The sequence below is a fragment of the Novosphingobium sp. genome (assembly GCF_041915465.1).
GTDB lineage: Bacteria > Pseudomonadota > Alphaproteobacteria > Sphingomonadales > Sphingomonadaceae > Novosphingobium.
Genome location: NZ_JAYSBK010000038.1, coordinates 14,701 through 27,591, shown reverse-complemented (window position 1 = coordinate 27,591; position 12,891 = coordinate 14,701). Strand labels below are relative to the sequence as shown.

General features: G+C 66.1%; 15 protein-coding genes. 5 read left to right on the top strand and 10 right to left on the bottom strand.

The genetic code is table 11. The features are described from left to right. Nucleotides 1-305: 305 nt before the first annotated feature. The 3 genes from ruvB to ruvA are packed head-to-tail and all read right to left on the bottom strand — an operon-like array spanning nt 306 to nt 2,519. Nucleotides 306-1,346, bottom strand: a complete 1,041-nt coding sequence (ruvB, locus tag ACE3SN_RS08595) for a Holliday junction branch migration DNA helicase RuvB (protein WP_374529252.1) — start codon at nt 1,344-1,346, stop codon at nt 306-308. A 7-nt stretch (nt 1,347-1,353) separates the two neighbouring features. After that, nucleotides 1,354-1,869 carry a DsrE family protein gene (locus ACE3SN_RS08590; protein ID WP_374529250.1) on the bottom strand — a complete coding sequence of 172 codons (516 nt, stop codon included), beginning with the start codon at nt 1,867-1,869 and terminating at the stop codon, nt 1,354-1,356. A 50-nt stretch (nt 1,870-1,919) separates the two neighbouring features. Then, nucleotides 1,920-2,519 (bottom strand): Holliday junction branch migration protein RuvA, encoded by a 600-nt coding sequence (gene ruvA / locus ACE3SN_RS08585; RefSeq protein WP_374529248.1) that lies wholly within the window; start codon nt 2,517-2,519, stop codon nt 1,920-1,922. Nucleotides 2,520-2,654: 135 nt separating this feature from the next. On the opposite strand from ruvA, the gene ACE3SN_RS08580 reads away from it, so the two are divergent. Beyond that, nucleotides 2,655-4,085, top strand: a complete 1,431-nt coding sequence (locus ACE3SN_RS08580) for a hypothetical protein (RefSeq protein ID WP_374529246.1) — start codon at nt 2,655-2,657, stop codon at nt 4,083-4,085. Between the two features lie 68 nt (nt 4,086-4,153). Further along, the gene (locus tag ACE3SN_RS08575) at nt 4,154-4,594 is read left to right on the top strand and encodes a hypothetical protein (RefSeq protein WP_374529244.1); all 441 of its coding nucleotides are present in this window, start codon (nt 4,154-4,156) and stop codon (nt 4,592-4,594) included. A gap of 5 nt (nt 4,595-4,599) precedes the next feature. Here ACE3SN_RS08575 and ruvC read toward each other — a convergent pair whose 3' ends face one another. The 5 genes from ruvC to ACE3SN_RS08550 form a co-directional block, all read right to left on the bottom strand. Further along, complete coding sequence (gene ruvC / locus ACE3SN_RS08570; RefSeq protein WP_374529242.1) at nt 4,600-5,067, bottom strand: crossover junction endodeoxyribonuclease RuvC; 468 nt, start codon at nt 5,065-5,067, stop codon at nt 4,600-4,602. A 6-nt stretch (nt 5,068-5,073) separates the two neighbouring features. Further along, entirely contained in the window at nt 5,074-5,631 is a 558-nt protein-coding gene (locus ACE3SN_RS08565; RefSeq protein WP_374529240.1) for a hypothetical protein, read from the bottom strand. Continuing rightward, entirely contained in the window at nt 5,628-6,371 is a 744-nt protein-coding gene (locus ACE3SN_RS08560) for a YebC/PmpR family DNA-binding transcriptional regulator (protein WP_374529238.1), read from the bottom strand. Before ACE3SN_RS08560 ends, ACE3SN_RS08565 begins: the two co-directional genes overlap by 4 nt. 110 nt (nt 6,372-6,481) lie before the next feature. Further along, the gene (locus ACE3SN_RS08555) at nt 6,482-6,718 is read right to left on the bottom strand and encodes a DUF2312 domain-containing protein (RefSeq protein WP_374529236.1); all 237 of its coding nucleotides are present in this window, start codon (nt 6,716-6,718) and stop codon (nt 6,482-6,484) included. Between the two features lie 95 nt (nt 6,719-6,813). Beyond that, on the bottom strand, nt 6,814-7,149 hold the full coding sequence (locus ACE3SN_RS08550; protein WP_374529234.1) for a DUF1244 domain-containing protein: 336 nt from the start codon (nt 7,147-7,149) through the stop codon (nt 6,814-6,816). A gap of 67 nt (nt 7,150-7,216) precedes the next feature. On the opposite strand from ACE3SN_RS08550, the gene pyk reads away from it, so the two are divergent. Next, entirely contained in the window at nt 7,217-8,671 is a 1,455-nt protein-coding gene (gene pyk, locus ACE3SN_RS08545) for a pyruvate kinase (protein WP_374529232.1), read from the top strand. Between the two features lie 19 nt (nt 8,672-8,690). On the opposite strand, the gene ACE3SN_RS08540 is transcribed toward pyk, so the two are convergent. Then, complete coding sequence (locus ACE3SN_RS08540) at nt 8,691-9,179, bottom strand: nuclear transport factor 2 family protein (protein ID WP_374529230.1); 489 nt, start codon at nt 9,177-9,179, stop codon at nt 8,691-8,693. Between the two features lie 213 nt (nt 9,180-9,392). Here ACE3SN_RS08540 and ACE3SN_RS08535 point away from each other — a divergent pair, with 213 nt between their 5' ends. Then, on the top strand, nt 9,393-11,684 hold the full coding sequence (locus ACE3SN_RS08535) for a TonB-dependent receptor (RefSeq protein ID WP_374529227.1): 2,292 nt from the start codon (nt 9,393-9,395) through the stop codon (nt 11,682-11,684). Here ACE3SN_RS08535 and ACE3SN_RS08530 read toward each other — a convergent pair. Beyond that, complete coding sequence (locus ACE3SN_RS08530; protein ID WP_374529225.1) at nt 11,681-12,334, bottom strand: YggS family pyridoxal phosphate-dependent enzyme; 654 nt, start codon at nt 12,332-12,334, stop codon at nt 11,681-11,683. The genes ACE3SN_RS08535 and ACE3SN_RS08530 overlap by 4 nt on opposite strands. Between ACE3SN_RS08530 and ACE3SN_RS08525 the strand changes: the two genes are divergently transcribed. Next, nucleotides 12,333-12,887 (top strand): thiamine phosphate synthase, encoded by a 555-nt coding sequence (locus ACE3SN_RS08525; RefSeq protein ID WP_374529223.1) that lies wholly within the window; start codon nt 12,333-12,335, stop codon nt 12,885-12,887. The two genes, ACE3SN_RS08530 and ACE3SN_RS08525, sit on opposite strands and share 2 nt — an antisense overlap. Nucleotides 12,888-12,891: the final 4 nt, after the last annotated feature.

Genomic DNA, 12,891 nt, shown 5'->3' with positions numbered 1-12,891 from the left:
CGTGAACCGCGCCGCCGCCAATCACAGCACCGCCCGCAGCGAAGGCTGCAAGTTTCGTGAGGGCCATCCGAACCGACATAGCTTTGCTCTCTGTTGTTCCCTGGGGGAAATCGCGCGCAACTGCTGCCACGAACGCACCCCTGTAGAGCCAAAAGCGCAGAGGAAAGTTAAAGCCACAATCACGTTAACCGTGTTTTGGCAGTCCCGAAGCGGGATTCTTGCAGATTGCCGGGGGCGGTTTGGGCAATTGTCCCAAAATGGAACCATTCGGAGCGCGAATCGAAAAGCCGCGCTGGTGCAAAGGGTTATTCGCTGTCCTCGAATAGCCCCGCCTGCCCGCCCGAGGTCTGCCCGCGCGGCGGGGTGATTCCCAGGTGCTGCCAGCCCCGATCGTTGAGGCAGCGCCCGCGCGCGGTCCGCGCCAGCAGGCCAAGCTGGATCAGGAAGGGTTCGATCACGTCCTCGATCGTATCGCGCGGTTCGGACAGCCCCGCCGCCAGCGTCTCCACGCCGACCGGGCCGCCCTTGTAGATATCGGCGATCATGTGGAGATAGCGCCGGTCCTGCGCATCGAGGCCCAGTGCATCGACCTCCAGCCGGGTCAGCGCGGCATCGGCGCTGGCGCGGGTAACGACCGCATCGCCGGCAACATGCGCAAAGTCGCGCACCCGGCGCAGCAAGCGGCCTGCCACCCGCGGGGTGCCGCGCGCGCGCCGCGCGATTTCGCGTGCGCCCTCAGCTTCGATCCCGATACCGAGCAGCCCTGCGCCGCGCACGATCACGCGCTCCAGCTCGTCCTCGGTATAGAAGTTCAAACGCACCGGGATGCCGAAGCGGTCGCGCAGCGGGGTGGTCAGCAGCCCGGCGCGGGTGGTCGCCCCGATCAGGGTGAAGGGCGGCAGGTCGATCCGCACCGAGCGCGCCGACGGCCCTTCGCCGATGATGAGATCGAGCGCGCGGTCCTCCATCGCGGGATAGAGCACTTCCTCGACCTGCGGGTTGAGGCGGTGGATCTCGTCGATGAACAGGACGTCGCCTTCTTCGAGGTTGGTGAGCAGCGCGGCCAGATCGCCTGCCTTGGCGATCACCGGCCCGCTGGTGGCGCGAAAGCCCACCCCGAGTTCGCGCGCGACGATCTGCGCCAGCGTGGTCTTGCCCAGCCCCGGCGGACCGAAGAACAGCACGTGATCCATCGCCTCGCCCCGCGACTTGGCGCTTTCGATGAATACCCTGAGGTTGTCCTTCGCCGCCGCCTGCCCGACGAATTCGCCCAACGTCTTGGGCCGCAGTGCGGCATCGGCATCATCGGCCTGGCGGGCGGAGGAGAGGAGCGGGTTGTCGGTCATAGCGGTATTACGGCAACAGCACGTAGCCCCGCTGTTCGTAGATCGCAAAGGTGCTCATCGCCGAAAGAGACATCTGCACGCCCGGCAGCAGATCGGCCTTGGAAATGCCGAAAGCAGTGGCACTCTGCCCGCAAATATACACCTTCACCCCGTGCGCGAGCAGCTGCTTGACCAGCGGAGCAGTGGCGTTGGCACTGCCTTCGTTGCGGGCCGCGTAGAAGGTGTCGTTGGTCAGATCATCGCCAGCCTTGCCATGGACCACGACGACGATGTGGATGTTCTTTTCCGGCACGCCGTGGGCGACATGCATGTTGAGAAAGCGCGCCGCACTGTCGAGCCCGCGATTGACTTCGCCCGGCTTGGCGGCCGTGCCGACATCCAGGATCACCCTGAACACGGTCTTCTTCGGGATCGCCAGGTCGGATTCGATCGGCGTGACCTTGCCGAAGCCGGTAATCACCGGGCCATCGGTGAACTTGGACATGTCCTGCGCCGCGGCTGCCCCGGCCAGCGCCAGAGCCATGAAAGCTCCTGCAATTCGTGATGCACGCATTTTGCTTCTCCCGTGAAAATTCACCCCGCCGCCCGCTTCAAGGCGACGCGCACCAGTGCGTTCAGTTCCGCCGCGCTGCCAAGTTCTTCCAGCGCGCGTGCCACGGCATCCGTCGCGACATTGGGCTTGAAGCCGAGGTTCTGCAATGCAGACACCGCATCGGCGCTGGCCGAGCCTGCCGGGGCGGCCGCCACGGCCTGACCCGGCACGGTGGGCAGGCCGCCGGCCTTGTCCTTGAGTTCGTTGACGATCCGGCTGGCGAGCTTTGGCCCCACGCCCTGCGCGCGGGCGACCATCGCCGCATCGCCGCCAGCGCAGGCGCGCTGCAGTTCCTCGACCGAGAGCGCGGAAAGCACCGCCAGCGCCATCTTCGAGCCCACGCCCTGCACGCCGGTGAGCAGGCGGAACCATGCGCGTTCCTCGCCGCTGGCAAAGCCGATCAAGCGCATGTCGTTCTCGCTCACCTGCAGTTCGGTGTGGACCACGCAGCTATTGCCGCGCAGGCCCAGCGCAGAGAGCGTCTTGGCGCTGCAATGGACCAGATAGCCCACCCCCGCCACGTCGATCACCGCCCAGTCGGGGCCGAAATCGTCGAGCGTGCCGGTAAGCTTAGCGATCATGGTTTGTTCTATGGCACACGCGGGAATCGGGGGGAAGCGAAAATGGGCCGGAATTGTCGGACCGCACGCTTGTCGAAACCGGCCCGCTGCCGCTAGACCCTTGCCATGCAGGGGATCAGCCGCAGCTCCGGGACCGTGGCTATCGCGGGCATCGTCCTGCTGGCGATCGTCTTGCGCCTGGCGGCCTTCGCGCCCTTCGACATCAGCCATGCCGACGAGATCATGCAATATCTCGAACAGGCCAGGCGGCTGGCAACGGGTCACGGGATCGTGCCCTGGGAATTCCGCTATGGCGCCCGCAATGGCCTGATCGCGCAGGTGCTGGCCGCGCCGTGGTGGCTCGGTGCGCAGCTGGCCCCGGGGACGCTGGCGGCGATGTATGCGGCGCGGCTGACGTTCCTGGCGCTGACTCTGCTGGCCCTGCCCGCGGCCTGGCGGCTGGGCGCGCTGACTTCGCGCCGCCACGCCCTGGTCGCGCTGTTCGTCGCGGCGGCGTGGTACGAAAGCGTGCTGTTTTCGACCCTGCTGCTCTCCGAAGTGCTGGCGACCGGGCTGATTGCGCTGGCCGCGCCGCTGCTGCTGGACGAGGCGCGCCGCCCCGCCACGCTGCGGATCGCCGGCCTGCTGCTCGCCCTGGGCGTGGTGGTGCGGCTGCAATATGCGCCGTTCGTTGCCGTGCTGGCGCTGGCCAGCCTGCGGGCCGACTGGAAGGCCTGGGGGCAGCTGATCCTCGGCGGGATCGCCGCCGCGCTGATCGGCGGCGCCAGCGATCTGGCCATGGGGCGCTGGCCGTTCGAATGGGTCTGGGTCAACTTTGCCTACAACATCGGCGATGCCCGCGCCGCCCGCTTTGGCGCGGCGCCGCCGCTCGAATATGCGCGGTTGCTGCTGCTCCACCTTGGACCATCCGCGCCGTTTATCCTGGCGGGCGCGGTGCTGACCCCGGCGCGCTATCGCCCGCTGCTGCTGGCGCTGATCGCCAACCTCGTGTTCCACAGCCTGATCGCGCACAAGGAATACCGCTTCATCTGGCTATCGACTTTTCTGATCGTGGTCCTGGCGGCCATTTCCTCGGTCAGCCTGGCCGAACAGATCGCGCTGCAACGCGGCCGCGCGCTGGCGGGCTGGATGCTGGCTGCACTATGCCTCGCCTGGGTGGGCGCAAGCCTTGCCGCAGAGCGCCAGTCGGGCGGCGCGCGCACGATGCGCGGGGGCAGCCCGATCCCGCTGGCCGCGCAGACCGGTGCGGCGCGAGCCGAAGCCTGCGGCATTGCCATTCCCGACCAGTGGCGCGCGCACCTCGTCCCCGCCCTGCTGGCCCGCGAGGTCCCGCTCTACGTCGCCCCCGCAGCGGTAATGGCAGGCAAGGCAGAGCTGCCCGCTGGCGTCGCGGCTTCGGCCAACGTGCTGGTTTTCCCGGCCTTACCACCGGGTGCTGCGGGCTATTTCCAGATTTCGTGCCAGACGAACAGCGCCATACGCGCCTGCACCTATGTCCGCCCCGGCCCTTGCGCGCCTGACCCGCACTGGACCTATCAGGCCGCGTTGCAGCGCGAGGACCTCTGAAGCCCGGTTGTCCCGGACGCGGGTTCGTGGCAGCGGTAACGCATCGGGGCTTTGGGGGGGAAATTGCGATGGCGTTCAACGATGGCGGTCAACGCTTTTGGAGCATCGACCTCACGACGCGCGCGGGTGCGCGCGGCGCAGCGCACACGGCCGGAACCGCCGCATTCGCCTATGCTGTCGCAACCTTTTTCGGCGCGGTTGTCGGCAGCACGATTTTGCAGACCTCGAGTTCAACGCACTCGTCGATCAACGTGGTTCCCATCGCGCTGGTTACGCTGGCCGCCTTCGCTGGCTTTCGCTTGCAGGACGGCAAGGGCCTGGTGATCGGCGCAGTGCTGGCAGTGGTCGTCCTGCTCGATTTGCTCGCGCATGTCCTGGTGCTTCAGGGCATCCCGGGCATGGTGCTGTGCGCGGTCGTGCTGGTGCTGCTCATCCAGGGCCTGCGCGGTGCGGCAGCCCTGCGGCGCGGGACGGGCTTCGATGACGACGATGTGGGGACCTTCGGCTAAGGGTGCTAACGCACCAGATGCGCGTGGGCGATCGCTACGGCGAGGGCATCGGCCGCGTCGGCCCCGGCCAGCTTGACGCCGGGGAGCAACACCTTGAGCATGGCCTGGACCTGCGCCTTTTCGGCCCCGCCGGTGCCGACCACGGCCTTCTTCACCAGCCGCGTGGCATATTCGCTGACCGGCAGGCCGGCGCGCGCCGCCGCCAGCAGGCAGACGCCGCGCGCCTGGCCCAGCTTGAGCGTCGATTGCGGGTTCTTGTTGACGAAGACTTCTTCCACAGCGGCGCAGTCGGGCCGGTGGCGGGCGATCACGTCCGTCAGCTCGGCGTCGAGCGTCACCAGTCGCTCGGCCAGCGCCGCCTGCGGATCGGTCTTGACCTGGCCATTGGCCACGTGGCTCAGACGGTTGCCGCTGCGCGCGATCAAGCCCCAGCCGGTGCAGGAGAGCGAAGGGTCAAGGCCAAGGATCAGCATCGGGCCTCAAAACCACGCATCAAAGGGGCCGTCCGTCGTTTCATCGAGCGCGTCGCGGAAACGTAGCGGCGCGGCAGCGCGCAGGCGCTCGGTCCAGTCGGCTGACGTCCAGAAGCCGGCGTCGCAGGGAATCGCGGCAATCGCGGTTTCGCCGCCCTTGCCCTGCGAAACATCGATCCCGGCATAGCTGCGCCCCGGATCGTCGGTCAGGCGGCCGTTCAGGCCGGCATAGACCGTGTAGTGAATCAGCCCGGTGGTGAAGCGCACATGGGTCTGATGCCCGCCGCCTTGCCCGACAACACCGCCCAGATGGACGTTACTCCAGTCGGCAGTGCTGGTCACGGCAAGGCTCGGACTGCCGGGCAGGCCATAACGGTAGGTCGCGTGTTCGCGTCCGACGCAGATGCTGGCGAGCGAGCGACCGGCCTTGCAAGCGAAGACCGGCTGCTCGTCGATCTCGCACAGGTTGGCAGGCACCTTGTCAGGCGCTGCTCCAAGCGGGCCAAAGGCCACCCCTCCGGCCAGCGCCGCAAGGATCAGGGCGCCGGCCGTGCGGGGGTTCACCCCAGCTTTTCCATGATTTCGTCCGAGATCTCGTAATTGCCCCAGACGGTCTGGACGTCGTCGTCGTCATCCAGCACGTCGATCAGCTTCAAGAGGGTCTTGGCGGTGTCTTCGTCGACCTCGGTCTTGAGGCTGGGCTTCCATGCCAGCTTCACGCCCTCGGCCTCGCCCAGCACCTTTTCGAGTTCGCGCGCGACGGGGTGGAGGTTTTCGACCGCGACCCAGATCGCGTGACCGTCATCGTCGCTTTCAACGTCGTCGGCGCCTGCTTCGATGGCGGCTTCGAGCACCTTGTCCTCGTCCCCGGCAGCGGCGCCGTATTCGATCAGGCCAAGGCGTTCGAAGCCATGGCTGACCGCGCCGCTCGCGCCGAGGTTGCCGCCGTTCTTGGCAAAGGCGGTGCGCACGTTGGTGGCGGTGCGGTTGCGGTTGTCGGTCAGTGCCTCGACGATCAGCGCAACGCCGCCCGGGCCATAGCCTTCGTAGCGCACTTCTTCGTAGTTTTCCGCGTCACCCTTGCTCGCCTTGTCGATCGCGCGCTGGATGTTGTCCTTGGGCATCGACTGCGCCTTGGCGGCGTTCACCGCCGCGCGCAGGCGCGGGTTCATGTCGGGATCGGGCATGCCCATCTTGGCCGCGACGGTGATTTCGCGGCTAAGCTTGGAAAACTGCGCCGAGCGCTTCTTATCCTGCGCACCCTTGCGGTGCATGATGTTCTTGAATTTGGAATGGCCTGCCATGGAAACGCCGTCAGCTAGGGATTGGACTTGGCCCGCCCCCTAGCCGACAATCCCGTTTCGGGCAATCAGGCCAATTGACAGGGATTTGACCCTGCCAGGGGCCGCACGCATCAACCGAGGCCGAGCGCGGCCTTGTAGGTGTCGAGAATCGCTTCCATTTCGGCGCGATCATCGGGCTTCATCTTCCTGAGGCGGACGATCTGGCGCATGATCTTGGCATCATAGCCAACGGCCTTGGCCTCGGCGTAGACGTCCTTGATGTCGTCGGCGATGCCCTTCTTTTCTTCTTCAAGGCGTTCGACGCGTTCGATCAGAAGGCGCAGGCGGTCGTCGGTGGCTTCGGCCATCGGGTATGCTCCGGTAAGGGGTGAATCGGTCCGGCGGGCTGATAGCCGCCCGCCCGGATTCGGGCAAAGCGCCGCCTGTGGATAGTCTTGGGATATCAGTGGCCGGGTGCATTCTTCGCCAGACTGGCTTCCATCCGGGCGAGCTGCTCGCTCGTCGCTTCGCCCTGATAGAGCCGTTTCCACTCGGCAAACGGCATGCCGTGGATGAGATCGCGCGCGGCGGCCTTGTCGAGCGGTGCGCCGGCATCGCGGATCCAGTCGGCCAGGCAGTTGCGGCAAAAGCCCGACAGGCCCATCAGTTCGATATTCTCCGCGTCATGGCGGTGACGCAAATGGCGCACAAGCCGGCGGAACGCGGCGGCGGCAACGGCATCGTCCAGCGCATCAAGGGGATCGCCGGGGGTTGCATTCGTATTTTCGGAACAGCTCATGGGGTAATCCTTGGGTTTTCCAGCCTGCTTTGCCATAGGGCAGCGCAGAATTGAAAGGGAAGTGACAGTGGCGAAGCTCGGCAAGCGCGGACGCAAGGTGAAGGTCTTGGCCACCCTCGGCCCGGCCAGCCGCTCGCCCGAGATGATCAGGAAGCTGCTGTTGGCAGGCGCGGACGCCTTCCGCGTCAACATGAGCCACGGCGATCACGCCACCCACGCCGAAACGATCGCCTCGATCCGCGCGGTCGAAAAGGAACTGGGCAAACCGGTTGCGGTGCTGTGCGACCTGCAGGGGCCCAAGCTGCGCGTCGGCCAGTTCAAGGACGGCAAGGCCGTCATCCGCCACGGCAGCCACTTCACGCTCGACCGGGATCCCACGCCGGGCGATGAAACCCGCGTCTGCCTACCGCACCCCGAACTGTTCGGGGTCCTGCAAAAAGGCCAGCGCCTGCTGATCGACGATGGCAAATTGCGCCTGACGGTAATCCGTGCGGACGAAGACGCGATCCTGTGCTCTGCCGAAGTCGGCGGGGTCATCTCCGACCGCAAGGGCGTGAACGTGCCCGACGCCGTGGTACCGGTGCCCGCGCTAACCGAAAAGGACCGCCGCGACCTGGCCTTTGCGGTCGAACAGGGGGCGGACTGGGTGGCGCTGTCGTTCGTCCAGCGGCCCGAGGACGTGGCCGAGGCGCGCCGCCTGATGGGCGGTTACGGCGCCCTGATGGCCAAGATCGAAAAGCCCGCTGCAGTCGACCGGCTGGAGGAAATCATCGAGCTTTCCGACGGGATCATGGTGGCACGGGGCGACCTGGGCGTGGAGCTCAACCCCGAAGAAGTGCCGCCGCTGCAAAAGCGGATCGTCGCCACCACGCGGCGTTCGGGCAAGCCGGTGGTCGTCGCCACGCAGATGCTCGAATCGATGATCGAAAGCCCCGCGCCGACCCGCGCCGAAGTGTCGGACGTGGCCAATGCGGTCTATGACGGGGCCGACGCGGTGATGCTATCGGCGGAAACCGCCAGCGGGGCCTGGCCGGTCGAAGCGGTGACGATCATGCACCGCATCGCGGGCCAGGTGGAAAACGATCCGGGCTATTACGACCGGGTGCACTTCACCGAAGTGCGCCCCGATGCGACCACCGCCGACGCGCTGGCCCAGGCCAGTGCCGCGATTGCCGAAACGGTCAAGGTAACCGGGATCATCGTTTTCACCGGCTCGGGCAGCACCGCGCGCCGCGTTGCGCGCGAACGCCCGGTGGTGCCGGTGCTGGTGCTGACCCCGTCGCAGAAGATCGCACGGCGTCAGGCGCTGCTGTGGGGGACCTATGCGGTCGTCACGAAGGACATCGGCAGCTTCGAGGAAATGATCGCCAAGGGCAAGCGCATGGCACTGCGTCACGGCTTTGGCGAAGCCGGATCAAAACTGATCGCGCTTGCCGGGGTGCCGTTCGGCACACCGGGTTCGACCAACCTGCTCCACGTCGTGACCCTGTCGGGCAACGAACTGGCCCGCCACGACAGCTGATCGCCTGTCGGGGCTGCGGTCAGGGTGCCTTGCGGTGCGCGTAGCTGAACACGCGCTTGAGCTTCCAGCCTTGCGGGGTCTTTTCCCATAGCTGGGTGAAATGGGCAGTCCCGGCGAGCGATTCCGGCCCTTCGCCGCGCCGCTCGTAAAAGCGGTGATCGCCGTCCTCGATCGCGCCGAGGCCGGGTACGGGATCGACCAGCAGGCTGCCGGCCACGAGTTCGCGGCGGCTGCGCCAGGCATCGGGCTTCTCGCGGGCGGCGCAGTTGCTGGCATAGTCGGCCATGAACTGATCCGCCGACGTTGCGATCACTCCGCCCTTGTCGTGATACATCTCGAAATCGTCGGTTATCATCGCGCGCACTTCGTCGGGATGGCAGGCCGCGTCGAAATAGGTGGCAAAGAAGCGCGCGTCGGCCGCGGCGATCTCGGCAGAGAGCGCTGCTGCCGCCGCGTCGGGCTGTTCGACAGGATCGGCGGCGAGCAGCAAGATCGGAAAAACAGGCATTTGGCGCACCTTAACTGCATTAGTGATATATATCACTAACTCGCATGACCCTGGCTTGGCAAGCCTCGCAACGAGTGTTGCCCAAATTCAACACCGTTGGCGTTCGCAGGCGATTTCGAGCAGTTCGTCGCAAATGCTGTTGCGGTTGCGCCACGTTACCCTAGGTGCGCGGCCCGCAACTGTCACAACGATCCCATAGGGAGGGTTCCAACAATGATTACCTTGAAGCGTGCGAGCATCCTGCTCGCCGGCGTAAGCGTGCTGGCCGGCGCTCCGGGCGCGGCATTTGCCCAGGACAGCGCCGACGACGAAAGCTCGCTGGCCGAACTGACCCAGCCGATCGTCGTCACCGCGACCAAGAAGAAGGACGTCGAGAACGTCCAGTCGGTCTCGCTCGCCGTCACCGCGCTCAACGCCGGTTCGCTCGAAGCGATGAAGGTGCGCGACATCCAGTCGCTGACCTATAGCGCGCCGGGCGTCAGCCTCGACCAGGTCGGCACCTCGCGCGGGACCGCCAACTTCTCGATCCGCGGCCTTGGCATCAACAGCTCGATCCCCTCGATCGATCCGACTGTCGGCACCTTCGTCGACGGCGTCTACATGGGCGTGAACAACGGCATCGTGTTCGACACCTTCGACCTTGATTCGGTCGAAATCCTGCGCGGCCCGCAGGGCATCCTGTTCGGCCGCAACACCACCGGCGGCGCGGTGCTGCTCAACAGCTCGAACCCGACCAAGGACTGGCGCTTCAAGTTCCGCGGCGGTTTCGACGGTCCGGTCGATGCCGGCCGCGGCGCGATGAACATGACCGTCCAGGGCGTGGTTTCCGGCCCGATCTCGGACACGGTTGGCGTCAAGCTTGCCGCCTATCACAACAGCGACGGCGGCTATTTCAAGAACCTCTATAACGGCGGCAATTTCGGCAAGGCCGAGACCACTATCCTGCGCGGCGGCCTCGCCTATCAGTCGGGCCCGCTCAAGCTCAGCCTCAAGGGCGAATACTTCGATTCCAAGGGTGATGGCGCGGCGGCCCAGAACCACGGGATCTATCCCCGCGACAGCTTCAAGCTCGCCCTCGACAACGAAGGCTCCTACCAGTCGCGCGCCTACTTCGGCGTGGCCCGTGCCGACTACGAAATCGGTGACGGTGCGATCACCAGCATCTTCGGTTACCGCAAGTACGATGCCTCGACCAATAACGACATCGACGCGACCGCCCAGTTCCTGTTCCACTCCAAGACCCGCCTGAAGCAGGAACAGTGGTCGGAGGAACTGCGCTATAACGGCCGGTTCGGCGCGCTCGACCTGACGGTTGGGGGCTACGTCTTCCACCAGGACGTCGGCTATGACGAAGACCGCAAGCTGCCGCTTTCGAGCCCGCTGACCTTCTATGGCGGCGGTCGCCAGAACCACAACGTCTACGGCCTGTTCGCGGCCGCCGACTATGACCTGACCGACCAGCTGACGCTCAACACCGGGATCCGCTGGTCCAAGGAGGACAAGGACGCCGCGATCACCTATATCCGCCCGCGCGTGGCCTGCTCGGTGATCGACCGCACCTGCCCGACCACCGGCAACAATTCGCTGATCCCCAGCGAGCACAACGGCTTCACCGACAGCCGCAGCTGGGACAGTTGGACCCCCAAGCTGGGCCTGACCTACAAGCTGAACAGCGATGCCCTGGCCTATGCGAACTGGACCCGCGCCTATCGTTCGGGCGGCTACAACTTCCGCATCACCGCCCCGGCGGCGTTCGAAGCGATCGCGCTGGCAAGCGGCAGCCCGGCCTTCGACGCGGAAAAGGTCGACAGCTATGAACTGGGCTTCAAGTTCCAGACCGCCGACCGCAAGGGCACGCTCAACATTGCCGGTTACCACACCAAGATCGGCAACATGCAGCGCGAGATCAACCAGTCGAGCGGTTCCACCGGCGTCGCCCAGTCGATCTTCAACACCGCCGATGCCCGCATCTGGGGTGGCGAAATCGAGGCCCGCTATGCCGTGCTGCCGAACCTGATCCTGTCGGGCAATGTCGGCTACATCGACGCCAAGTACACCAACATCCTCTTCGACATTTCGGGCAATGGCACGATTGGCGCGGAAGACTATGCGCTGGCCCTGCCGCGCGTACCGAAGTGGACCTGGGGGATCGGCGTGATCCACGAACTGGACCTGGGCGAAAGCGCGGGTAGCCTTGTCACCCGCGTCAACTTCCAGCATCGCGATCGCTATGCCTATACCGACAACAACTTCGGCTGGATCGGCAAGAGCGACAATCTCGATGCCAACATCACCTGGAAGTCCCCGGTGAAGGGCCTGTCGTTCTCGATCTACGGCAAGAACCTGCTCGACCAGGTGCAGTTCGGCGGGGACACGCAGATCCCGTTCGGCGGCGCATTGTCGGATGGCACCAACGTGCCGTTCGATCCGCGTCCGGCTGCCGGCACCTTCTCGCCGCTGTCGAAGGGCCGCGTGGTCGGGATGGAAGTCTCGATCGAGCTTTAAGCTCTTGCACCAAACAGGGCGCTGCCCACCCGGACGTGGGTGGCGCCCAGCATGATCGCGGTTTCGAAATCGTCGCTCATACCCATGCTGCGGCCGGCGAGTCCCTCGTCGGCCGCAAGCTTGTCTAGCAACGCGAAAAACGGCGCGGCCTCGATTCCTGCGGGCGGCACGCACATCAGGCCGACTACCGGCAGCCCCGCCTCGCGCGCCTGGGCCAGCAGCGCGGGCAAGTCGGCAATGGCGCAGCCGCCCTTCTGCTCTTCCGCGCCGATATTGACCTGCACGAAGCACGGCACCTGCCGACCCGACTTGGCCATGGCCTTACCCAGCGCGGCGACCAGCGAAGGCCGGTCAACCGAATGGATGCAGTCGAACAGTTCGACCGCGTCATCGGCCTTGTTCGATTGCAGCTGGCCGACGAGGTGCAGCTCGATATCCGGATAGGCGGCGCGCAGGGCGGGCCACTTGGTCGCCGCTTCCTGCACCCGGTTTTCGCCGAACACGCGCTGGCCCGCCTCGATCAGGGGCACGATCGCCTCGGCAGGGTGGGTCTTGCTGATGGCAACGAGGGTGATCTCTTCCGCCTTGCGGCCGGCGATCTTCGCAGCTTGGGCAATGCGGGTGCGGACTTGTTCGAGTGGCTCATTCATGGCGCGGTGCTATAGCGAAGCCATGCCGCCGCGCCACCCCATCCCGAACATCTGGCTGATCAGCGATGCACGCAACGATGCCGCGCTCGAAGCGGCGCTGCACCGCCTGCCGCGCGGCAGCGGGTTGATCTTCCGCCACTATCACCTGCCTTCGGTAACGCGCGCGGCGCGATACCGGCAGCTTGCCCGGACAGCCCGAGCCCATGGCCACATCGTGATCCTGTCGGGATCGGCGACCGAGGCGCGCCGCTGGGGCGCCGATGGGGCCTATGGCAAAGCCGCGCGCCTTGGCGCAGGCGGGCGGGCGCTGCGGCTGGTCACGGTGCATTCGCTGCGGGAGCTGGCCCGCGCGCGACGTGCCGACGCAGTGCTGCTGAGCCCCGTCTTTCCCACCCGCTCGCACCCGGGCGGGACGGTGCTCGGTCCCTTGCGCTGGCGGCTGATCGCGGCCCACGCGCGGGTGCCCGTGATCGCGCTGGGCGGCATGAATCCGGCCCGCGCAAAGCGGCTCAAAAGCCGTCGCTGGGCTGCGATTGACGCCTTTTTGCGATAAAGCG